A 25464-nucleotide genomic window follows, 5' to 3' on the forward strand; every position below is an offset into this window, starting at 1 on the left:
AAAATGAAATATCTTAATTTGAAAACGTCTTGTTTTCTATCTGCAATCTGCTTGCTATTTTCAATTAGCACAGCACTGGCCCAACAAACTAACGGAAAAATAAAAGGAACAATCACAACTTCAGAAGGTGATCCTGCTGCTGGTGTTAACGTTGTTCTTAAAAATTCAAAATACGGTACAGTTACCAATGATGATGGTACTTTTGAATTAAACAGAGTAAAACCAAATACGTATTCTCTGCAAATCTCTTTAACTGGTTACGAAACAACAGAACAAGAAGTTGTTGTAGCCGAAAGTGAAACTGCAAACGTCAATTTAAAACTAAAGGTTTCTAATAAGGAATTACAAGAAGTGGTAATCAACAGCAAAAAAAGCATCTTATCTAAAAAAACAGATTACGTTGCGAGAATGCCATTAAAAAATCTCGAGAATCCGCAGGTTTATAGTGTCATTCATAAAGAACTTTTATTAGAGCAGGTGGCAGTAAATATTGAAACTGCTATACGAAATTCACCTGGTGCTATACCTGTTACTTTTCCGTCTGGCGGAATTGGTATTACATTTAGAGGTTTTACAACGGGAGTGAATGCCAGAAATGGTATGGAGACAGCATCTGGGCGTTCTTCTATAGATCTTTCAAACGTAGAAAGAATAGAAATCATGAAAGGACCATCAGGAACTTTATTTGGATCTTCGGTATCTTCTTTTGGTGGTGTTGTCAATCTGGTTACTAAAAAACCATTTGAAACTGCAGCAAACGAAGTTTCATATACCACAGGAAGTTTTAATACAAACCGACTTACTGCCGATATCAATACCCCGCTTAACAAGGATAAAACGGTTTTGTTCCGAATTAATATGGCAGTTAACAGAGAAAAAAGCTTTTTAGATTATGGCTTTAATAATACGCTGGCCATTTCTCCAAGCTTAACTTACAAGGCTTCTGATAAACTTACTTTTAATATTGATGCTGAGTTATTTAACGTTAATAATACCAGACGTACTTATAATACTTACACTGCTGCCTCTGGCATAACAAATCCAACTGAATTGAAAATCGATTATAAAAAATCGATGTTTCATGATGATAATGATGCTAAAACTTCTGCTACTAAAATTTTTGCGCAGGCAGAATATGAAATTTCTGAAAACTGGAAATCGACAACCGTATTTTCTTTTGTAGACGAAAATGTAGAACGCAGTTACCAGAGTTATGCAGTTTGGAGCTCTCCTACTCAGGTCGCCAGAAGAGTTGGTTTATGGGGGCCTGTTTTTAATACTTATACTAATATTCAGGAAAATATTAACGGACAATTTGCTACCGGAAGTATCAAACATAAACTTTTGGTTGGTGGTAATTACAGATTGTACAGTTCTAATTTTTCTGGCGGTACTACTTTTACTCTTGATAATATTGATGTTACGACAAACTTTGCTCCTATCAGAAGAAAAGCTGTTGATGCCGGTTTAGTGTTAACAACGATTCCGGTTGCAGATCAGGAAACAATTAGTTTCTATGCTTGTGATGTTGTTAATTTTACAGATAAATTATCGGCTATGCTAAGTTTACGTTTAGATAATTTTAACCGTGAAAAAGTAGGTACTACAGAAGGTTATCATCAAACGGCATTATCTCCAAAATTAGGTTTGGTATATGAGATCATTAAAGATCAGGTTTCGGTATTTGGTAACTACATGAATGGTTTTCAAAATTCCGCTCCGGTTACACAGCCTGATTTAACGCAGTTAGTTTTAGATCCAATTTATGCAGTACAATATGAAGGTGGTATTAAAGCAGAAGCTTTTAATAAAAAACTGAGTGCTACGGCAAGTTATTACAATATAAAAATTGATAACGCTACAAGAACAGATGCTACCGGAGTTACTTATCAGGATGGTGTACAGGAAAGCAAAGGAGTTGATTTAGAATTAATCGCCAATCCGTTTTCTGGTTTAAACATTGTAGCGGGATATGCTTATAACGAAAATAAAATCCTAAAAGCATCTGATGCAAGTATTGAAGGAAACATCGCTGCGGGAGCACCAAAAAATGTTGTCAACTTTTGGACTACTTATACTTTACAAAATACACTAAAAGGTCTTGGTGCCGGTTTTGGAGCCAATTATGTAGATAAAAGTTATTTTGCGACAGATAATAATTTTTACATGCCATCTTACACAACTTACAATGCTACTGTTTTTTACGATCAGTCTTCATGGAGAGTTGGTGTTAAATTTAATAACATGAGCAATAAAAAATATTGGGATTTTTACGGAAATTCTGAAGCACCTAGTAATTTATTGGTGAACTTAACTATTAAGTTTTAAAGATTACTTTGTTATCAAACAAACACCTCTTTCTTCGGAATAGAGGTGTTTGTATTTTTAAATAAATCATTTACTTAAAAAACTATTTAATGTCTTTTAAAAAAATCATTCTTAAAATTCACTTATGGCTAGGCATGGGTTCCGGTTTAATTATCTTTATTCTGGGCATTACGGGCTGCATTTACGTCTTTGATGAAGAATTAAGACCTGTCGTTTATCACAGCCGTTATTACACTGATGAAACAAAAAACGATAAGAAAAACCTAAGCCAACTTCTAAAAATTGTACAGGATTCTATTGGAAAAGATAAACCCATTAATGCTATACGAATCAGAAATGAAAAAGATGCTACAGTAACGTTTTTTACCAGTAAAGAAAAAGAAAACGAAAATGCCATTTGGTATTGGGATAATCAGGAATACAATTATGCTATTTATGTAAATCCCTTTACAGGAAAAATTCAAAAGATAGAAAATACCACAACAGAGTTTTTTAACGTGATTGTATTTCTACACTGGAGCCTTTTGCTCACAAATAAAATCGGTCAGCCCATTGTAGGAATAGCGGTAATTATTTTCATTATTTCACTTATAACCGGACTTATTCTTTGGTGGCCAAAAAATAAAAGCGCTGCCAAACAACGATTTTGGTTTCGATGGAAAAACACCACGCAATGGAAACGAAAAAACTATGATCTACACAATATTCTCGGATATTATGTACTGCTTTTTGCTCTCGTTATTGCTTTTACAGGATTGGTCTGGTCTTTTAAATGGTTTGACAATAGCGTAAAATGGATTGCCAACGGAGGTCAGACTATTGAGAAAAAGAAAGAAAATCTCTCCTCTGATCTTTCCCAAAAAAATGATAAAAATCTAATTGATAAAATCTCGAATACCGTAGAATACTTTTATCCAAAAGCAGAAACTTATATGATTTCAATTCCCGAAGATTCATTACAAACACAATTTGTATATATCGAAAATGGCGGGAACTTTGACAGAATCAATTTGCAGTTTGATCAGTATACAGGAAAATTATTAAATACAAAAACCTACACTGACAAAAACAACGGAGAAAAAATCCGCTCGCTAAATTACGCCATTCATTCTGGCGGAATATTAGGGTTGCCCGGAAAAATACTCGCTTTTTTTGCCAGTTTAATTTCAGCAAGTCTTCCTGTTACCGGTTTTTATATTTGGTGGGGAAGAAATAATAAAAAGAAAAAAACAGTTTCTGCTCAATAATCAAAACCAAAATTTAACGAATCCTTTTTAGTGTTTTATTTTTAATTGTTCTAAATAAGAGTTAAGTTTGTGAAAAATATCATACTTAACAAAATTTAATTCTTGATCTTATGAAATCAAATACTTTAAAAAAATCACCTTTTTTCTTTTTATGTTAGTTGCAAGTCCGCAATTGTTTGCTCACGCACTTTGGATCGAAACTAAAGCAACCGGAACAAAAGGAAAAGCACAGGAAATTTCTGTTTACTTTGGGGAATTTTCAGATAATGACATTACAAAAGCTGATAAATGGTTTTCAGATTTAAAAGATTTTACATTAGTAGTGATTAGCCCTTCTAAAAAAGAAACAAAACTTACTGCCAAAGCTTTAGACAATAAATATCAGGCTTTCTTTACGCCAGATGAAGAGGGTGTTTACACGATTGCAATGCATCATAAAGTAAAAGATGTTTACGGAACTATGGTTTTAGATTACAATTCAAGCGCGACTGTAACTGTTGGAAATGCTGCAAAAGGAAACGAAGCCACAGTAAATACAAACGTTATTAGTGTATTTGCAAAAGATGTAGTTACTGCAAAACAAAAAACGAAAATAAACATAAACGCTTTATACGAAGGTAAGGAAGCAAAAGAGCAAAAAATCAAAGTAATTGCTCCAAATGGCTGGGAAAAAGAATTATGGAGCAATGATAAAGGAGAAATCTCTTTTACACCAATCTGGCCTGGTAATTACATGGTAGAATTTGCTTATACTGAAAAAGCTCCGGGAGAACACAACGGAAAAAAATACGATGAAATCTGGAAAATGGCTACTTATTTAATTTCGGTTAAATAATTTTTAAAACTTTTTTAGATTTTAATCTTCGATCAAACCTTGCTCTTTTGGGCAAGGTTTTTTTGTTTTTAGGCATTTCATAGAATATAAAATAAAAATAGTAAAAGCAAAATCTTAAGCTAATCTTAAGACAATATTAATGAAACTTTAATCAAGATAATGACCTCATAATTTTTTGTTAAGGACTTCACATCTCTATATTTGCATTCGTAATTTTTATTGAATCTAAATAAATACCATGAAACATAATTTAATACTATTCTTAGCCTTGATAAGTTTTGCTGCTTCTTATAGCCAAGATTACACAAGTATAGATAATAGTACAGCAAACGATACTGTAAAAAACAAAAAAGGAGAAACTCTTAATGAAGTTTTAATCACAGCCAATAAACCTAAAAAACCAATTTCGGCAGCACGTTCAGGAATTAAAGTAATGGACTTGCCGCAAAGTGTTCAGGTTGTTGGCAGCGAAGTAATCGAACAACAACAAGCAATTAGATTAAGTGAAGTAGTAAAAAACCTTAATGGTGTTTATGTAGGATCTGCTCGTGGTGGCGCACAGGAATCATTCTTTTCAAGAGGATATGATATGAGTGCCAATAATATGTTTAAAAATGGTTTTCGATATAATGCCGGTTCTATACCTGAAGTTTCTTCTTTAGAAAAAGTTGAATTTTTAAAAGGAGGTTCAGCTTTATTGTATGGAAATGTTGCTCCTGGCGGAATTATGAATTTAGTTACCAAAACACCAAAATTTACAAGCGGTGGAGAAGTTTCTATGCAAATGGGAAGTTACTCTTATTATAAGCCATCTATTGACTTTTACGGACCTTTAAATAAATCTATTGCCTACAGATTTACAGGGTCCTATGAAAACTCAGAAAGCTTTAGGGATTTTGTAAAAAACGAACGTATTTATATCAATCCTTCCTTCCTATTTCATCTTTCAGATAAAACCCAAATTACATTACAAGGAGATTATTTAAGTGCTGACTGGACTCCGGATTTTGGAACCGGAATCTACGGAAAAACAATTTTAGATTTGCCTCGTAACGAGTTCTTCGGAGCACTTTGGTCTACTGCAAATACTAAATCTTCTAGTGCTTCCTTATTATTTAACCATGATTTCAATAAAAATTGGAAATTAAATTTTAATTCTTCTTACCAATCTTACCGCAGAACTCAAACATCTACAGCACAGTTAAGTACAATCGATGCTAATGGAAATTGGAAACGTGGTTTAACAAAAGCTGACGCTGCCGAACAAATTTTTGGTGACCAGTTAAGTTTACAGGGAACTTTTAATACAGGAAGTGTAAAACACCAAATTTTCACTGGTGCTGACTACGAAAACTCTTTAGCTCCAAGTTATACTTTTGGATTCTATGCTCCTGGAAAACCTGCAGACCTTTTAACAACAGAAGCTACCGCTATAAACTTATATACTTACGATTATAGCACACAAAATACTGTTATTCCTTATCCAGCAAGAACTACTCAATTAACAAGTACAGAAACGCAACGTTTTGGAGCGTATTTTCAAGATTTAGTTTCGATAAATCAATATATAAAAGTTCTGGCGGGATTACGTTGGTCATGGCAGCAAAGCGAAGCTACCACTACAAAGGAAGTGATAGAGAAAAAGAATAATGTAAACGTCATTACAACTGCTTACGAAGATGCACTACCAGTAATTGGTGCTAAATCTATTAGCAAAGCTTTTTCACCTAAGGCAGGATTGGTAGTTCAGCCAACTAAAGATTTATCTTTGTTTGCAAGTTACTCCAACTCTTTTACCCCAAATACAGGAACAACCGTAGATTCACAACCATTAGACCCATCTATTATAGATCAGTATGAAGTTGGTGTGAAAAAAGATTTCTTCAAAGGTCTTTTGACTACAAACGTAACATTATATCAAATTACCAATAATAATTTAGCACAAACAGCTCAATATCAATCAGACGGTGTTACACAAAACGTTAATACCAATCTAAAAGAATTAGTTGGCGCTACAAAAGGAAAAGGAGTCGAAATAGATATTACTGCTACACCTTTAGAAGGCTTGAACATTATGGCAGGTTATAGTTTTAATGAAACCAAAGTATCTAAATCATCCGGCACAAGCGGAAGTCTTGTTGTTGGAGATGTTTTAGCAAGAACTCCAAAAAACACTGCCAATTTGAGCTTTTTCTACAAATTGCCAAGCGGTTTATTAAAAGGAGTGACTTTTGGAGCGATTGGAAACTATGTTGGAGATCGTACAGGAGGATGGAATGATGATTATTTATGGACAGAAAACACACCTGCAACCAATCCAAAAACATATACTGTAACGATTAGAGATCGTGATATTCCTTTAGAAGGTTACGTTACTGTAGATGCTTCTCTTGGGTATGAATGGAAAAAATTCTCAATCTTATGCCGATTATCAAACATTACAAATGAATTGAATTATACAGTTCACGAAAATTATAGTGTAAACCCAATCGCGCCTCGTCAGGTAATGACTAGTTTACGTTATAAATTCTAAAATTTTGAATTAGATTTTCCCCATACAGCGTTTTCTGATTATTAAAAATTAGAATGCTCTTTTGGAAATTTTAAACCTCATCTTGCAAAAGGTGAGGTTTTTTATTTTGTTAAAAATGTGTCTCATTTTATAATTACTTTTGCTCCATCAAAATATCAAAATAAAACCCAAATATGTCAGATTCCAAAAAGAACCAATTAAAGAAAAGTTTAGGATTAAGTTTTAATATTGCCGTATTAATTGGAGGAACAATTGGAGTTGGAATTTTAAGAACACCAGGCACAATTGCAGGAATGCTTGACAATTACTGGCTTATTATTACTTCATGGCTTATTGGCGGAATTTATGTTTTAATTGGTGCCAATTCTTATGCAGAACTGGCTACAATGTTACCAAAAGCCGGAGGATCTTACAATTACATCAAAAGAGCTTTTGGAAATTATGCCGGGTTTCTTTCGGGTTGGTTTGATTATATTACCAATGCCATTCCGCCTGCTTTTTATTGTATTGTAATTAGTGAATATCTTATAATTTTGTTTCCGGGTCTGGCAAATTTTTCAACTGAAATTGCCATTTCGTTATTAATTGCCTTTGTTTTATTGCATTTAAGCGGAGTAAAAAACGGAAGTGTTATTCAGCAAATAACCAGTTTTCTGAAAGTGATTTGTTTTGTTGCTTTAGTTGTGGCTTGTTTTATGTATTCAGGCGTAAAATTAGATCCAATTCCAAAAAACAATACTGTCTTTCAAATAGGGTTAATATTTGGATTTTTTAAGTCGCTTCAACTGATCATCGGAACTTATAATGGCTGGAACGCTGTTTGTTTTTTTGCAGAAGAAAATGAAAATCCGGGAAAAAATATCCCGAAATCCTTATATAGCGGCGTATTGCTTGTTATAGCTATTTATGTTCTGATAAACATTGCTTTTTTCTATATTTTGCCCATTGAAACTGTAGCAAAATCTAATTTGGCTGCTGCCGATGTTGCCAATATTATTTTTGGGAAAAACGGTGCAATTATCGTTACCGTAATTTCTATTTTTTCTTTGATTAGCATTTTGAATGCCTTTATGATGATCCCTCCAAGAATTTTATACGGATTAAGCCGCGATGGTTTTTTTATCGAAAAAGGTACAACAGTCAATAAAGGCGGAACTCCAATTGTTGCGCTTTTGGTTTCGTCACTTTTCAGTTTATTTTTAATTTGTATTGGTTCATTTGAAGTTTTATTTTCATTTGCTGCCTTCACCTCTATTATTGTTTGGGGTTTGGCTTATTTTTCTTTGATTAAACTAAGAAAGTCCGAACCGGATTTACCAAGACCTTACCGCTCCTTTTGGCATCCATGGAGTACGATAATTGCTATTATAGCTTCTTTTGCATTATTGATTGGTTTTATTTTTAGTGACCCAAAAAGCTTTGTGATTATTATAGGAATTACTGTAGTTTCTTACCCTTTATTTTTGGTTTTAAATCGAAAGAAAAACACATAATACTATTCTGAATCTTTAAAATAAAGTTAGAACCGTTTCTTAATTGAGACGGTTTTTTTTGCTCTTTTTTGAAGCCTCATTTACTTTTTCTACATAAAAGAGAAAAGTTCAGCTATCTATAAAAGGATCTCACGCCTTTATTTATTCTTCTTCAGCAGAATTTTGGGATGAATTTAAAAATAAATATCAACAACTTAAAAATCAGGTATTTATACGCTATTTCACTTCGTTTACTTTAGCGAGATTTGTTATTGTTGAAGTAAATTCATACAAAACTATATTAGTTTGTAAATAAAATTACAGAAACAATTTTTTAAAAGTTTTTCTTACTAACCGTTTAATCCTCAGAATTATGAAAATGAAAACCACTTTGTTTTACGTATTCTGTCAAATCACAAATGACAGAAGTCCTCCCCTTTTTTCCAAAGAACAAAAAATCATGAAAAAATTTATCCTTAAAAATCAAAAATCATATGAAAAATTTATACAAAATTATTCTCTTCCTGATTTGCGGAATCATGTATTCCCAAACACAAAGTGATATTGAAAAGATTAAGTCTGAAACAAATGTCGCAGAACTCGAAGCTTTAAGTATAAAATACAAAGCGGAGGCAGATAGAAATAAGGAAAGAGCAATAAGTCTTGCCCGAACTAATGGCTGGAGCCTGACCATTATTAATAAAGACGGGACGCAAAGTGAGTTGATGGACGTTACTCCGGACGGAAAGTCGCCAATTTACTTTACTCCTGAAAATACCGACGCAGCAAAGTCAACCCGAACTAATTATTTAAATTCCGGTGGCGGTTTGGGTCTTACACTCAACGGACAAACCATGACAGCCTATGTTTGGGATGGTGGTGCTACACTTCCTACTCATAACGAATTTGGCGGAAGGGTTTCTATTTTAGATGGTGCGACCGTTATTAACCCCGCAAACAACAATAGCCAGCATGCCAATCATGTTACCGGTACTATTGTTGCTGCAGGTGTGGTGGCGCAGGCAAAAGGAATGGCTTATCAGGCAAATGCCAGAACCAACGATTGGAATAGTGATTTGTCTGAAGCCACAGCAGCAGCTGGTTCAAGCGGAATGTTATTATCCAATCATTCTTATGGATGGGCAACAAGAAGTTCTCCGGGAGGGCCTATTTTAATTGCTCCATGGCAATTTGGTGCTTACCAAACCATTGCAAGAGATTGGGATAACGTAATGTTTAATGCGCCGTACTACTTAATGGTAAAAGCTGCGGGAAATGATGGTAATGACAACACTGCAAATCCAAGCCCTATAGGAGGTGCAAGCTATGATAAGCTGACCGGATTTGCTACCTGCAAAAACAATCTTGTAATTGCAAATGCTAATGATGCTGTAATAAGCAGTACTGGAGCATTATCAAGTGTTACTATTAATGCCTCCAGCAGTCAGGGTCCTACAGACGATTTAAGAATCAAGCCGGATCTTACCGGAAACGGGACTTTGCTGTATTCGACCGCTACACTCACATCTGTAATAACACCACTAACAAATAGCAGTTACGGAAACGCAACCGGAACTTCGATGGCGTCTCCCAACGTTACCGGAACATTGCTTTTGCTGCAACAACATTACAAAAACAAAACCGGCGGGTTTATGCGTGCTGCAACCTTAAAAGGATTGGCATTACATACCGCAGACGATGCCGGTCCGGTTGGTCCTGATGCTATTTTTGGATGGGGATTACTAAATGCAAAATTTGCAGCCGAAACTATTACAAAAAAAGGAACGAATGCTATTATCGACGAAAACACATTAAATAACGGAGCAAATTATAGTTTTACGGTAACATCTGATGGTGTAAATCCTTTGATTGCTTCAATTTCATGGACAGATCCCGCAGGTGCAGCTTATTTTGGAAGTACACCAAATATTGGTACTGCCAAATTGGTAAACGATCTCGATATTCGCGTAACCAATTCATCAGGAACTACTTTTCCTTACAAATTGTTAACCGCTACCACAAACACATTAGGTGATAATACCAGGGATCCGTTTGAGAGAATCAAGATCATTGGGGCTGCTGGCAACTATACGATAAGTATTTCTCATAAAGGAACTTTGGTAAACAGCCTTCAAAAATATTCTGTTATTGTTACCGGAATAGTACCTCCGCTGGCTGATCTTTATATAAAAGACAGACCATTTGATACTGGTGTACAACCCAATCCGGATTCAGGGCCTATGTGGATAAGCGATGATATTTGGGTAAGACAAAATATTGACGCAGGACTTGTACATGAAAATCCTGAATATAAAACAAGTTCACCAAATGCCGTATACATTAGAGTTTACAACAGAGGAACCGCTACAAGTTCTGCTTCAAAAGTAAAACTATATTTTGCCAAGGCATCTACAGGACTAACATGGCCTACTAACTTTATTAATTTTAGTGTACTTGGCGTATTACATGGCGATCTAATAGGCGAAGTTAATATTCCGGCCATAACTGCAGGCAGCAGTGCAATTGTTATGATTCCGTGGTATCCGCCAAACCCAAGTGATTTTTCATTTGACCAGCATCATTTTTGTTTAGCAGCCAGAATTGAATCTTTTGGTGATCCTATGTTTAATGAAGTTAATGGCAGTATTGCTCCAAATGCTAAAAACAACAATAATATTGCCTGGAAAAACCTGAGTGTTTACAATTTAAATACTACTGATGTTGTAGCGCCAACAGCCGTTTTTATTAGAGGTATAAAATCTAAATCTGTAAATATTAGATTTCTGGATAAAGGATTTAATGAAAACCTTAAAAACAATTTCTTCGAATTAGGCGGAACTATAGAAGCTACTCTTGATGCACGTTTATTTGAAAGAGCAGAATCTAATGGAAGCCTGAGAAGTGTGAAAATTATCGATAAAAATAAAATTCTGATCACTTCGGCAGAAGCGGCAATTACAAATTTACCTATCGATAATGGAGAAACTTTTGGGATAACATTTGATTTTAGGGTAGCGAGAGACTTTCCTGCCGAGGAACAAATTACTTTAGATGTCATTCAGGAAGATGCCTTAAAAGGCGAACTAGAAGGCGGTGAACGTTTTGCTCTTGTAAAAGCTGACAAACCTAACACTAAAACTGATGAAATCGTACTTAAAGAAGCAGAAGATTCCAGAGTATTTACGATTTATCCTAATCCAACAAACGGCATTTTTAAAATTAGCATCAACAATGCCGAACAGGGAACTTTAAAAATATCAAGCCTTTATAATGGTGTTGTTTTTGAAGAAAAAACCAATAAAGGAACAGAGTTTAATGTGAACATTGCGAAACAAACTCCTGGAATCTATATCGTTCAGTTTATTTCTGATAAAGGAATTGTAACTACCAGAAAGATCATTAAAAACTAATTTCTGAGATTCAAATTATTTAAAAAAATCCCAATACTGAATTCAGTATTGGGATTTTATATTTAAAAGAAAATCTGATTCTTATTTCAAACCAGCAATACTTTGCTCGATTGTAGCAATCTTTGCCAAAGCATCAGCTTCTTTTTGTTTTTCGTTTGCTAAAACTTTTTCCGGTGCTCCGGCAACAAATTTTTCGTTCGATAATTTTGCCTGAACCGATTTTAGGAAACCTTGTGTATAAACTAATTCGGCAGATAATTTTGCAATTTCAGCTTCAACATCAATATTTCCTCCTGAAATCGGAATGAAATATTCGTTTGATTTTACACGGAAAGATAATGCTCCGTCTACTTTAGCAGCAACATATTCGAAAGTAGAAATATTTCCTAATTTCGTTACGATTGAATCAAAATAAGTCGAAATGTTTTCGCTGTTGATTGCTTTCAATTCGATAGCATCTTTAAACGGAATATTTTTATCTTTTCTGATCGTTCTGATTCCAGAAATTACTTCAATTGTATTATCAAAATCAGCAATTAAATTCGCATTAAATGGTTTTAATTCCGGCCAGGTTGAAACAATTAACGCTTCTTCCGGAGTTCTCTCAGCAATTAAATGCCAAATTTCCTCAGTTAAGAAAGGCATAAACGGATGCAACAATTTCAGGTTACTTTCTAACATTTCGATTGCTTTATCAAACGTTGCTTTATCAATTGGCTGTTGATAAGCCGGTTTGATCATTTCTAAAAACCAAGAACAGAAATCATCCCAAACCAATTTATAAATGGCCATTAATGAATCTGAAATTCTATATTTTTCGAAATTATCTTCGATATCAACTAATGTCTGTTGCAATTTTGCTTCGTACCATTCGATCGCTACTTTTGATGATTCCGGCTGCGAAATAGTTTCTGAAACTTCCCACCCTTTAATCAATTTAAAAGCATTCCAAATCTTGTTTGAAAATGCTTTTCCCTGATTGCATAATTCTTCATCAAACATAATATCGTTTCCTGCAGAAGCGCTTAAAAGCAATCCTACACGAACTCCATCAGCTCCGAATTTATCGATTAAATCTAAAGGATCAGGAGAATTTCCTAATGATTTAGACATTTTACGACGTTGTTTGTCACGAACTAAACCAGTTAAATATACATTTGTAAATGGCTTTTCACCTGCATATTCGTAACCTGCAATAATCATTCTCGCAACCCAGAAAAACAAAATATCCGGACCTGTTACCAAGTCGTTTGTTGGATAATAATATTTATAATCTGCACTTTCAGGGTCCATTATTCCGCCAAAAACTGACATCGGCCACAACCATGACGAAAACCAGGTATCTAACGCATCAACATCCTGTGTTAAATTATTAATTGTTAATTGTTGATTGTTAGTTTTTTCCTTTGCTAATTTTAAAGCGTCTTCGATATTTTCTGCAACTACGAAATCTTCTTTTCCGTCTCCGTAATAATAAGCCGGGATTTGTTGTCCCCACCATAACTGGCGAGAGATATTCCAATCGCGGATATTGTTTAACCAATGCGCATAAGTATTTTCGAAACGTTTTGGATGTAATTTAATATCTCCCGTTTCTAAAACCGATTTAATTGCCGGTTTTACTAAATCTTCCATTTTTAAAAACCATTGGTCTGATAATCTTGGTTCGATTACCGCTTTGGTTCTTTCAGATGTTCCTACTTTATTTAAATGGATTTCGGTTTTCGCCAAAGCTCCAATTTCTTCTAACTCTTTTGCAATTTCGGTACGAACCACAAAACGATCTTTCCCCTGATAATGTAATCCGAAACTATTTAGCGTAGCATCTTCATTAAAAATATCAACGATTTCAAGATTGTGTTTTTCTCCTAATGCTTTATCGTTTACATCATGCGCCGGAGTTACTTTTAAACATCCGGTTCCGAATTCTACATCAACATATTCATCTTCGATAATCGGAATTACTCGACCACAAATAGGAACGATGGCGCTTTTACCTTTTAAATGTGTAAAACGCTCATCATTTGGGTTGATACAAATTGCAGTATCTCCAAAGATAGTCTCAGGACGTGTTGTTGCAATGGTTAAAAATTCCTCAGTGCCTTCAATTTTATAGTTTAGGAAAAATAATTTTCCTTGTTGTTCTTCGTAAATAACTTCTTCGTCAGATAAAGTTGTTTTGGCTTCCGGATCCCAGTTTACCATTCGGTATCCTCTGTAAATTAATCCTTTGTTGTATAAATCTACAAATGATTTAATTACAGATGCTGACATGTCAGGATCCATCGTAAATTTGGTTCTTTCCCAATCGCAGGAAGCACCCAATTTTTAAGCTGATCCAGGATTACTCCACCATATTTATCTGTCCATTCCCAGGCGTGCGCCAAAAATTCTTCACGGGTTAAATCATTTTTATTGATTCCTTCCGCTTTTAATTTTGCCACAACTTTTGCTTCGGTTGCAATAGATGCGTGATCCGTTCCCGGAACCCAGCAGGCATTGAAACCTTTAAGACGCGCTCTACGAATTAAAACATCCTGAATTGTATTATTCAACATATGCCCCATGTGCAAGACTCCTGTCACGTTTGGTGGCGGAATTACAATTGTATAAGGTGTTCTATGATCTGGCTCTGAATGAAAATAATTATTTTTCATCCAGTAATCATACCATTTATTCTCGATCGTTTTAGCGTCAAATTGTGCTGGAATACTCATTTATAGATTGTTTAATCGTGGATATGTTTAATCGTTAATTTGTTACTTCGTTTAATCGTCTAAGCTTAATCAATTAAACGATTAAACAGTTAAACAAATTAACAATAAAAAAATTGGTTCAATTTTTGTAATTATAACTGACAGCAAAAGTAAATAATTAAGTACACTATAAAAAGCGAAATAATAATTTGTGTATTAATTAAAACAAAGTATATTTACTTACAACTTAAAAACAATTTCAAAATGAAAAATGTTGCCACTTTTATTGTAATAGTATTATTTAGTGCAATAGGTTATTCGCAGAACGGTCCAAAAATTGAATTTTCGGCACCGGACAATACAGTTGATTATGGGAAAATATCAAAAAGTGATAATGGAGTTCGCTCTTTTGAATTTACAAACACCGGAGACGCCCCATTATTAATTACATCTGCAGAATCAACAGTAAGCACGATCGTTGTTACAAAACCTGCTGCTGCAATTATGCCAGGTAAAAAAGGAAAGATTGATGTGAAATATAACATGGCTGCAGGTCCTATTCGTAAAACAATTACTGTAGAAACCAATGCTGTAAATTATCCTGATGGTAGAGTTGCCCTAAAAATTAAAGGGGAAGTTTTATAAAAAATTACATTCTAAAAATAGTAGAGCCGCTTCAAATGAAGCGGCTTTTTTACGTCTTGTCATAAATGACAAATACATTACATATTTTAATTCTTTTATATTTCCAACCATAGCACGCGGTTTCAACCGTGGGGACACAATACAAGGCGTAACAATATTGCGCTCCAATGGTTAAAACCATTGGCCATATTTACAATATTATGGTTGCTTTTATGAGTAAATCTTTGGCAAAGTTTTAAATTTTGCCAAAAATAGCATCGCATAAAAAACCCGACAGGTTTTAAAAACCTGTCGGGTTTGCTATGACGTTTTACTTATCAGAACATTCAACACTTGTAAATTTATATTTTACACTTTCAAAATCAATAGGTTTGTCTTTTACTAAGTACGTTACCCCCATTGTTGTCTGCATTGTACCATTTCCTAAAATCAACTGTTTATCACGTTTTAAAAGTGCCATTGGATTTTTAAAAATTCTGTCTTTGCTTGCCAACTCCTTAAATGTATAGTCTACAAATAATGTATCACCATGAAATTCGCCTGAAACTTCACCTGTTCTTACTGTTGAAGGCGCAACTTTCATCACCATATCTCCGGTTAATTTTCCGTTTTTTAAGGTATTCAATTTTAAATCAATTGTGTCTTTTTCGTATATGGCCTTATAGCATTCAATGCTTACAATTTTTTGTTCCTCAGCTTTAACTGCTTCGGTTTCTTTTTGTTTTTCTTCTTTTTTACAGCTTTGAAATCCGACTAAAGTCAGAAGCAAAAATGGTATGACTAGTTTTTTCATAATTATATTAAATTCAATAGTTATTATACGTCGATGAATTTACAAATTTTTAATTACAAATTCACTTCTTCTGTTCAATTCATGATCTTCTTCTGAACAGGCTTCATCTGTTTTACATTTTATAATGGGCACAGATTCTCCGTAACCTTTTGCTGTAACTCTGTTTGCATTAATGCCGGATTGTATGATAAATTCTCTTGTTGAACTAGCTCTTTTTGAGACAAATCTTCATTGAATTTTGCATTTCCACGCGAGTCTGTGTGTGATCCAATTTCGATTACCATTCCTGGATATTTATTCATTAAAAACACAACTCTGCTTAAAACCACTTTTGATTCTTTACGGATGTACCACATATTGTAATCAAAATAAATTGGATCTGTTTTGATGATCAATCTGTTTTTATCATCTCTTATAACATCTTTTTCCTGTTCTAAAATCTGTTTTACTTTTTCATTCTTTTTAACTTCGGCCGCGACAATTGCTGCTTCTTTTGCTTTTTTCTCTTTTTCTTTTAATTGAACAGCTGCCAAAGCTTCTTTTTTCTTATTCTCTTCTTCTATAATGATTTCCTGTTTTCTCTTCTTTTCGGCATTTTCTTTTTCTTCTAGTTTAATTGCATCTACAGATTTTAGCGCCAAAGATGCATCGCTTGTTTTATTTCTGGTTTTGTCTAAAGATAAAGTTACAGACTCATTTGTGTATTTTTCCTTGAAAGCCGAAACTTTATAAACAGCTTCACATGCAACTGTAAAACTAAATTTTCCATCTGCAGAAGTTGTAATAGTATTCAGGTTTTTATTCTCTGAATCCTGCAAAATTACTGTTGCATTTTCAAGCGCCAGTTTTGTATCAATATCGGTTATTGTTCCTGCGATAAATTGTTTACAATCTTCTACAATTAAGTCTTTGATTTCTTTAAATTGATAAATATCGTCGCTTCCTTTTCCTCCTTCTCTGTTTGAGGCAAAATATCCTTCCTTGGTATTTGAATTGATATTAAAGGAAAAATCATCCAAATTCGAATTTAATGGTAAACCGATATTTGTTGGTTTCGAATATTCATTTCCTGTAATATCAGAAACAAAAACATCCAGCGACCCATATCCCAAATGTCCATCTGAAGAAAAATAAAGTTTATTATCATCTGAAGCAAACGGAAATTGTTCTCTTTTATCTGTATTAATAACTGATCCAAGATTTTTTGGTGTATCAAAAGCACCTCTATTAATGTTTACCGAATAAATATCAAATGAACCTAAACTTCCGGGCATATCCGAAGCAAAGTACAACACTTTTTCATCGGCACTCAAAGCTGGATGTTCTACAGAATAATTCGGACTGTTGAATGGAAGTGAAACAATATTTTTCCATTTTCCTTCTACAAGTTCGGCTTTGAAAATTTGAAGATTTGAAATTTTCTGATCGTTCTTTTTCTTGCTGCCGTTTTTAGAATTATTACGGGTAAAATAAATTGTTTTGCCATCTTTTGTAAAAATAGCGTTGGCTTCGTGTACGCCTGTTTTTAATTCATCGGCAAAATAAGTCACAATTGTTTCTGCAGAATTACTATTTTCGACCGGAACCTTTACCAGATTCAAATAAGTTTCATTATCCCATTTGTATTTTTTGTCGAACAATCCTGGCTTTAATTTCACGCCTGCAAAAACCAGATTATTTTTGTATTTAACGGCTCCAAATTCAGAATTAGGTGTATTTATTGCGAGATTTTTGATGTCAAATCTGTTCCCAATTGCTGATACATTTTCAAGTTCTTTTAATTCTTTTTGAAAATAAACAGAATCCTGACTATTGGCTGATTTGGCATAATACTCTTTTAAAATAATATTTGCATCGGCATAACTATTACTTGCTTTTAAGGTCTGTGCGTATCTAAAATAATATTGCCTGTCTAAATCTTTGTTATAATTGGTGACTAAAAGCCTGTAATAACGCTGTGCTTTGATTAAGTCATTTGTATAATAATAAGAATCGGCCAGATTTTTAATTACTTCCTGCGAAGGTTTAGTTTCTGCCAGTTTTTGATATAAAATAATGGCTTGACTATAATAGGTTTTATCAAAAAACCGTTTAGCTCTAATCAATTCCTGATCTTGTGCATTTACAAACTGTATTAAAAATACGAATATAATAACGAGTAGTTTTTTCATATTTTTCATTTTAAAAGAATCTAGGTGATTTATCAAATCCTTTTCCTAATAAATCCAGATCAAAAAGCAGCATAATTTCGTGTGTTCCTGAATTAAACTGTCCTAAATTTGAAAGTGTATAATCGTATGCATAACCAACTCTAAGAGACGGCGTAACGTTAATATTTACTAAGCCGCTTATGGCATCATCGATTCTATACGCGGCACCAAGTTCAAATTTATTATTATACAAAACATTGGCCGTAATATCTATAGAAAGTGGTGCGCCAGTAACATATTTGGTCATAAAGGCTGGTTTTAACTTCACCTTGTCATTGATTTGAAACACATATCCGGCGGTTAAAAATGTATGAATATCTTCTGATCCGAAGGCGTTTATTCCTGATTTTTCTTCGATATGTTTCGTATTTAATAAGTTTGGCGCTGACAATCCCACATAAAAATTGTTTCTGAAAAAGTAAGCTCCTACTCCAATATTTGGTTTGGTTACGTTTACATTTTCGGCGAAAGCCAAATCTGTTGAGGTATCGCCACTTTGCAAAACAAAACCATTAAAATTTGTCTGAATAGATGAAAATCCTGCTTTTAAACCTAATGAAAGTCTGTTTTGTCCTCCTAAATTAAGTACATAGGCAAAATCTGCATAGACATTATTTTCCTTTTTTGCCCCGTCGCCAATATCATCAGATATTAATGACAAACCTACTTCGACTTTATCATTTATGGCTGTGTGACCAAAAAAGGTAAATGTTTTTGGAGCGCCAACTGCACCCACCCATTGTGTTCTGTATAATCCGCCTAGATTTAACATTGCCGGCATTCCAGATGCATATGCAGGATTTACTACACTCATATTGTACATATAATGTGTGTATTCAGGATCCTGCTGTGCGGATATTGACGTTATATAAAAGAAAAAACTTATAAAAATTATGATTTTTTTCATTGAATTTTATATTAATAAGGTAAAGGAATTAGCGATTTAAATAAAGGCGGCCTTGTTTAGGAGGTCTGTTATCTTTATTAAAATTGAGAATATAAAAATAGACTCCGTTTGGCGCCATTCCGCTGCCAATTCCTTCTCTTTCATAATTTAAACCATCCCATCCCGGTTTACCATTAAAGCCTTTATACATTCCGTTTCCGTATCTGTTAAAAATTTCAATTGTATAATTTGGATATAAAAATTCAATATTCGGAATGACATAAGTGTCGTTTACACCGTCTCCGTTTGGAGAAAATCCGTCAGGAATAAAAAAGTCATTCGGCACATCATCACAATCTGTTAGTGTAACCGTTACTTCAAGATAATCATAAGAAAAACAATCACTTGTGTCCGAAAAATTAAAACCATAATATCTTCCCTGTTCTGTTAAAGCAGTTGTTGACGGCAATAAATTTCCGTTGTTCGGCGCATCGTACCAAACTATTGTTGCAGGAACATTGGTGTTGTTAGATAAATCTGCAACGGTTGGAGTATTTAATCCGCAAAAATTCTGTCCGTCTGTATTTAAGACCGGAGCGGGTGTATCATTTATGGTAACTGTTATCATGCTAGGCTCTGATGTACAATCTGAAGCTGTTACTTTTACCCAATAATTGCCTGACTGTAAAACATAAGTATCTGCAAATGGTGTTGTTGATATCGCTGAATCATACCATTTATATTGTGCTCCATTTGGCTGTAAATTAGCAATTGTCGCACCATCAATTTTACAAAATTCCTGATTAATAGCGGTTGGAGCCACAGGAATCGGGTTTATAGTAAACGGATCGGCAACACCACTTATATTAATTCCACATGTGGTGGAGTTATTTGTTAAATTTGTAACTGTTGCAGTTGTGGTTCCTGTATTTAAAAGTAATGCGGAAGGAATTACAAAAGAAGCATTTCCACCCGTTGGAGTTAACACAACAGTCTGAACTGTCGATGTATTACTTCCGGAAAGCGTATAGGATAATGTTACGTCTGTTAAATTTCCTAATCCTGAAACTGAAGCCGAAACCGCATCTCCAAAACAAACATTAGCAATTTGTATTCTCAAATTGGCAATATTCGGTAACGGATTTATAACAATATTTCCCTTTAAATTTGCCGTATTTGTACATAGTGATATTACATGGGTAATATTGGTAATTGTAATTACACCGTTTCCGCTTCGTGAATTTAAAATATCCGGAATTGTAAAACTTGCCACGCCGCCTGTAAACGTAACTCGTACTGTTTGGAAATTGGCAGTATTGGCTCCGGAAATATTATAACGAAGGTCATAAATACCGTCAATGATTTTTACTGCATTTGATATTACTGCTACAGCGTCACTATTTTGACACGTTTTTATTTGATCAATTTTTGCTCCTGTCAGATCTGGTATTGGATATATGTGAAGTATATCTGATAAATTATTAGTAACATTGGTGCAGGCTCTTTTGCTATTCTGGGCAAATACATCAATTATTGTTACTGTAAAATCTCCAACCTGTTTAAAATAATCTGATTTAATTGGAAAAAGAAGAATTCCGTTGGTAAAATTTGCTGTAACCGTTTCTATACCACCATTTGGTCCTGAAACACTAAATATCACGTTATAAGTTCCATTTGGAATCGCAGCCGGTCCTTTTGTAAGTCTGGCAGTATACGTTGCCGTTGGAATTTCTGTTTCGCATATATCTGGGCTAACAACAAGCGTTGCACCAGTAAGATCCAGTTTTCTTTCGATTATAATTGTTATTTGTTCATCATCAGCATTACAAACTGCCTCTGGAGATGGAACGCTGTAATTGAAATTATAGGTACCTGCTCCAAATCGGTTGTAAATTTTTTCAATGTCTATAAAATGATCTCCGGCAAAAGTTAATTCTCCGGTTGGCCGAGGTCCCATATCGGTCCAAGTACCATTGGGATCTGCACCTGTAAGCAAATTATACAAGTCATAATTGGTATAATTAGTTATCGCATCGCTACAAATCAATAAAGGAGGTTTCGCATCTCCGGCTTCTGGTGCTCTTACAACTTTTACAAATACGGTTGCCTGAGGTGGAGCTGCACATCTACCCTCAGCATCCATCCTGTAAGTAAAAGAGTAAAGTCCGCTTAACTCCTTAACATTAACAGATTCCTCAATATCCTTATTAGTCCTGTTATCATGCCATTTTCCATTAAGCAACGGACTGAGAAATCTACCATCAAAAGCCTGAAAAAGATTATAAGTACCTAATGCAGAACAAATTATTGTTTGAGAAGGTTTCCCTGTATAACCGCCAATTGTAACATAAACGGTTGATGAATTATCTGTACAGCCTGCAATGCCATCTACTGTATAGGTATAATTAAATACACCACTATAGGAAATAGCATGTACATTTAAGAATCCAGTTGCAGGATCCAATCCTCCCATATCATAATCATCAGACCATGTACCACCCGGAGTCGCCGATGGTCCTAATAAAGAATATAAATTAACCGATGCATTTGCAGCGCTATCATAATCACAAATTGTCAATGATGCGTCATTTCCTGCACATTGAGCGTATGAAGTTATAGGTAAAAATGATAAAAAAACAAAAAACAAGAAAACTTGTAAGAAATTAGCGTATTTTTTGACCATAAATTATATTTTTGATAAACATAATAAAAATATTACGCCAATTTATCAAAAAACTTAATTTTCTTATTAATTTCGTCAAAAAATAAGAGCAAGGTCAAAAAAATCTCGTTAACTTCTCTTTTAATACGAATATTATAATTCGTCTTCCAGCCTGAATCGAAATTTTAAAATCAAACTATTTCTCTCTATTTCCATATTAATCCAGGCATCCTCTTCAGACTTTAAAAGATTATTTATTTGTTGAAGAGAATATTTATAAGGTAATATTTTATTGATACTTACTATTATATCTCCCTTTTGAAGTCCACATTTATCAGCCGCAGAATTTTTACGAATATTTATGATTTCATACACTGGCTTCAAAAGAAATTTATATCTGAAATTATCATTATTTTTTTCTCTATCCTCCAACTCACTTACTGATGATGCAACTTGTACTGTTTGTAAATGAACTGTTTCCTGAACCCATTGTAAACCATTATGCTGAATCGTAATTCCGCTTTTATTATAGGTAAAGGGTTCATAAAATTTGGTATTTTTTTAAGATATAATTTTCGGTCTGCATAATCTAAAACCAAAGTAAATCGTTTTAAAATTTCACCGCCAACAGAACCAATACGATCCGGCACCATTTTTACATTTCGAATAGAAGTCGAATCCGGAAAAGAAACAATTGGATTTTTAAATTCGAAATCGGCAATAGAAAATTTTTCCAGTTTTGCCCGATGTCCTTCAATATCACCACTAAAACCTTTTCCTAAAAAATCAGGAAAATTCTTTTTTGGCAATTTTATTTTATTGTTTTCAAAAATCCAGAATGCATCACTATTTCCTATATCAATAAGCAATTTAGCGGGTATTTCTTCACCGTTTGAAACTGCTGTTGTATAAATATAAGGTTTCGATCTTTCAATCGTAATAGGAACTGCTTTAAATTTTTTATCTAATTTTTGCCTTGTTTCTTCGTTATTTAAATGAACGATAACCTTCTTTTTTTGATAATTAATTTCGACTAAATTATTTTTAAAAAATTTATGTCCGATAATTCCGTTTACCGGAATACCGATGTGAGAAGACAAGTTAAAACTCTGATCTAAAATAATATAAACCAAATGATTGCTAGATTTTATGCCATGAGTTTCCAGAATATTGTTTGTTGATTTTAATCCTTCTATTTCTTCTTCACTACCTAAACCTCTCAGCTTTATTTTTTCTATGTTATTAAAACTTACTTCCTGCATTTCTTCCATACTAAACAAAATGGTTTCTTCGACTCCTGAATCAAGCAAAAAGTTCAATTCAACGCCGTTTACTTTTATCGGAATAAAAACAAGATTATTAATCAATTTAAAAGGAATAATAACCTTTTTACGATTGTTTTCAATTAAAAAATCACTTTGCGCTTTTAACGATAAAACTGACAAAAGCCCAAAAAACAACACAATATATTTTTTCATTGATAATATTTTATTATAAAATTAGTAAATATATTGATTATTGTTACATTTTTACAAGAGCCGTTAATGTTTACGTTAAATTCGAAAAAAAATGCAAATTTGCACTTCAATAATTAAACACATGCCAACAATTTCAAACAAAGGCAGAAACATGCCCGAATCACCGATACGTAAACTTGCTCCTTATGCAGATATTGCAAAACAAAAAGGACATAAAGTGTATCATTTAAACATTGGTCAACCGGATATCAAGACACCCGAAGTGGCCATCGAGGCGGTAAAAAATATTGATTTAAGTATTATAGAATACAGTCCGTCTGCCGGATATGAAAGTTATAGAAAAAAATTAGCTAAATTTTACCAACGTCAAAATGTAAATGTTAACCCAGAAGACATCATTGTAACAACCGGTGGTTCTGAAGCTTTACTTTTTGCACTGGCCACAATTACAGATCCAGGAGATGAAATCATTATTCCGGAACCGTTTTATGCTAATTATCATGCATTTGCATCATCAACAAGTGCAACCGTAGTTCCTCTTGTTTCGACTATCGAAACAGCATTTGCTTTGCCTAGTATCGAAGAAGTCGAAAAATTGATTACTCCGAAAACGAAAGCAATCCTAATTTGCAATCCGGGAAATCCAACAGGATATTTATATTCAGAAACTGAAATTAAACAACTTGCAGGTTTAATCAAAAAATATGACTTATACTTAATTGCTGACGAAGTGTATCGTGAGTTTTTGTATGATGGAGATGACGTACATTATTCTGTTATGAATTTAGAAGATGTAGATCAAAACGTTATTATGGTCGATTCAGTTTCAAAACGTTACAGTATGTGTGGCGCGAGAATTGGCTGTTTGGTTACTAAAAACAAAATGGTTCTTGCAACTGTAATGAAATTTGCCCAGGCACGTTTAAGTCCGCCTACTATCGAGCAAATTGCTTGTGAAGCCGCTATAGATACACCTCAAAGTTATTTTGACGAAGTTATTGCAGAATACAAAAGCCGTCGTGATACTTTGATTACGGAATTAAACAAAATTGAAGGCGTAATTGTAACCAAACCAAAAGGTGCTTTTTACTGCATTGCTCAATTGCCAATTGACAATTCAGAAGATTTTGCACAATGGCTTTTAGAAAGTTACAATCTAAACGGCGAAACCGTTATGGTCGCTCCCGCAGCCGGATTTTACTCTACTCCGGGAATGGGATTAAATCAGGTGCGTATTGCTTATGTTTTAAATAAAAAAGATTTAGTTACCGCTGTAAATATTTTAAAAGAAGCGCTTTTGGTTTATAATACTAGAAAATAACAACTAAACATAACAACAACCATTAAAAAGGCAATAACTTAACTGTTATTGTCTTTTGTATTTAAAAAATACAGGTTTTGCTTTAATTAAATTATATCCAAAAATGGATGATTAAATAGTAAAAACGATAGAAAATGTTTCCTTTTTATTAATTATCTTTACCGCCTTAAAAAGATATACCCATTATAATAGTAGTTTTTAATGACAAATAACGAAGATTTTTTAGACGAAATAGGAGACAATCATTTTAGTAGTAATGCGAAAAACCCTGTGAGACAGGATGCTTTTGATTTAACTGATGATGAAAAAATAGAAAAAATAAAAAAAGATGTTGAAAACATTCTACAGACTCTTGGAATGGATTTGACAGATGACAGCATAAAAGGTACTCCAAACCGAGTAGCAAAAATGTTTGTAAAGGAGATTTTTGGTGGTTTAAATCCTGCAAAACAACCAAAAGCTTCTACTTTTGATAATAATTACAAATATGGCGAAATGCTTGTAGAAAAAAACATCACTGTTTATTCTACTTGCGAACACCATTTACTGCCGATTATCGGTAGAGCTCACGTTGCTTATATTTCCAGCGGAAGAGTTATTGGTTTATCTAAAATGAACCGAATTGTAGAGTATTACGCAAAAAGACCTCAGGTTCAGGAGCGTTTAACGATGCAAATTGTTCAGGAATTACAAAAAGCTTTAGGAACTGAAGATGTTGCCTGCGTTATCGATGCAAAACACCTTTGTGTAAACTCAAGAGGAATTAAGGACATCGAAAGCAGTACCGTAACTTCTGAATTTGGTGGGAAATTTAAAGATCCTCAAACTAAAAGAGAGTTTTTAGATTATATTAAATTGGAAACCCAATTTTAGTTTAATCGGTAAATCGTTAATTTGTTTAATCGCCTCGTATAATTCCGATTAAACGGTTAAACAAATCAACAATTA

General features: G+C 33.8%; 15 protein-coding genes and 1 pseudogene. 9 read left to right on the forward strand and 7 right to left on the reverse strand.

What is annotated here, in order from left to right; all coding sequences use genetic code 11:
• Positions 1–3: 3 nt before the first annotated feature.
• The 6 genes from ACZZZT_RS20625 (at position 4) to ACZZZT_RS20650 (ending at position 11825) form a co-directional block, all read left to right on the forward strand.
• Positions 4–2328: a TonB-dependent siderophore receptor gene (locus tag ACZZZT_RS20625; RefSeq protein ID WP_463461754.1), complete on the forward strand. Its 2325-nt coding sequence runs from the start codon at positions 4–6 to the stop codon at positions 2326–2328.
• 89 nt (positions 2329–2417) lie between these two features.
• Positions 2418–3575: a PepSY-associated TM helix domain-containing protein gene (locus tag ACZZZT_RS20630; RefSeq protein WP_463461755.1), complete on the forward strand. Its 1158-nt coding sequence runs from the start codon at positions 2418–2420 to the stop codon at positions 3573–3575.
• Positions 3576–3726: 151 nt separating this feature from the next.
• Complete coding sequence (locus tag ACZZZT_RS20635) at positions 3727–4410, forward strand: DUF4198 domain-containing protein (RefSeq protein WP_463461756.1); 684 nt, start codon at positions 3727–3729, stop codon at positions 4408–4410.
• Positions 4411–4648: 238 nt separating this feature from the next.
• A complete protein-coding gene (locus ACZZZT_RS20640) occupies positions 4649–6943 on the forward strand; it encodes a TonB-dependent siderophore receptor (RefSeq protein WP_463461757.1) in 2295 nt (764 codons plus the stop codon).
• A gap of 173 nt (positions 6944–7116) precedes the next feature.
• Positions 7117–8436 (forward strand): APC family permease, encoded by a 1320-nt coding sequence (locus tag ACZZZT_RS20645; protein ID WP_463461758.1) that lies wholly within the window; start codon positions 7117–7119, stop codon positions 8434–8436.
• A 473-nt stretch (positions 8437–8909) separates the two neighbouring features.
• Positions 8910–11825: a S8 family serine peptidase gene (locus tag ACZZZT_RS20650; protein WP_463461759.1), complete on the forward strand. Its 2916-nt coding sequence runs from the start codon at positions 8910–8912 to the stop codon at positions 11823–11825.
• Positions 11826–11906: 81 nt separating this feature from the next.
• Here the strand turns inward: ACZZZT_RS20650 and ACZZZT_RS20655 are convergent.
• Positions 11907–14542 (reverse strand): annotated as a pseudogene (locus ACZZZT_RS20655) (valine--tRNA ligase).
• 243 nt (positions 14543–14785) lie between these two features.
• Between ACZZZT_RS20655 and ACZZZT_RS20660 the strand changes: the two are divergent.
• Complete coding sequence (locus ACZZZT_RS20660) at positions 14786–15166, forward strand: DUF1573 domain-containing protein (RefSeq protein WP_042566356.1); 381 nt, start codon at positions 14786–14788, stop codon at positions 15164–15166.
• A 310-nt stretch (positions 15167–15476) separates the two neighbouring features.
• Here ACZZZT_RS20660 and ACZZZT_RS20665 read toward each other — a convergent pair whose 3' ends face one another.
• From ACZZZT_RS20665 to ACZZZT_RS20690, 6 genes are all read right to left on the reverse strand, one after another.
• Entirely contained in the window at positions 15477–15959 is a 483-nt protein-coding gene (locus tag ACZZZT_RS20665; protein WP_463461760.1) for a hypothetical protein, read from the reverse strand.
• A 119-nt stretch (positions 15960–16078) separates the two neighbouring features.
• The gene (locus ACZZZT_RS20670) at positions 16079–18130 is read right to left on the reverse strand and encodes a carboxypeptidase regulatory-like domain-containing protein (RefSeq protein ID WP_463461761.1); all 2052 of its coding nucleotides are present in this window, start codon (positions 18128–18130) and stop codon (positions 16079–16081) included.
• A 10-nt stretch (positions 18131–18140) separates the two neighbouring features.
• A complete protein-coding gene (locus tag ACZZZT_RS20675; protein WP_463461762.1) occupies positions 18141–19076 on the reverse strand; it encodes a PorP/SprF family type IX secretion system membrane protein in 936 nt (311 codons plus the stop codon).
• Positions 19077–19104: 28 nt separating this feature from the next.
• The gene (locus tag ACZZZT_RS20680; protein ID WP_463461763.1) at positions 19105–21738 is read right to left on the reverse strand and encodes a T9SS type B sorting domain-containing protein; all 2634 of its coding nucleotides are present in this window, start codon (positions 21736–21738) and stop codon (positions 19105–19107) included.
• A 132-nt stretch (positions 21739–21870) separates the two neighbouring features.
• A complete protein-coding gene (locus ACZZZT_RS20685; RefSeq protein WP_463461764.1) occupies positions 21871–22149 on the reverse strand; it encodes a PDZ domain-containing protein in 279 nt (92 codons plus the stop codon).
• Positions 22150–22154: 5 nt separating this feature from the next.
• A complete protein-coding gene (locus ACZZZT_RS20690) occupies positions 22155–23195 on the reverse strand; it encodes a pepsin/retropepsin-like aspartic protease family protein (RefSeq protein WP_463461765.1) in 1041 nt (346 codons plus the stop codon).
• Positions 23196–23316: 121 nt separating this feature from the next.
• On the opposite strand from ACZZZT_RS20690, the gene ACZZZT_RS20695 reads away from it, so the two are divergent.
• A complete protein-coding gene (locus ACZZZT_RS20695) occupies positions 23317–24516 on the forward strand; it encodes a pyridoxal phosphate-dependent aminotransferase (RefSeq protein WP_463461766.1) in 1200 nt (399 codons plus the stop codon).
• A gap of 201 nt (positions 24517–24717) precedes the next feature.
• Positions 24718–25389 carry a GTP cyclohydrolase I FolE gene (folE, locus tag ACZZZT_RS20700; RefSeq protein ID WP_042566362.1) on the forward strand — a complete coding sequence of 224 codons (672 nt, stop codon included), beginning with the start codon at positions 24718–24720 and terminating at the stop codon, positions 25387–25389.
• Positions 25390–25464: the final 75 nt, after the last annotated feature.

The sequence above is a fragment of the Flavobacterium sp. AC274 genome (assembly GCF_979258275.1).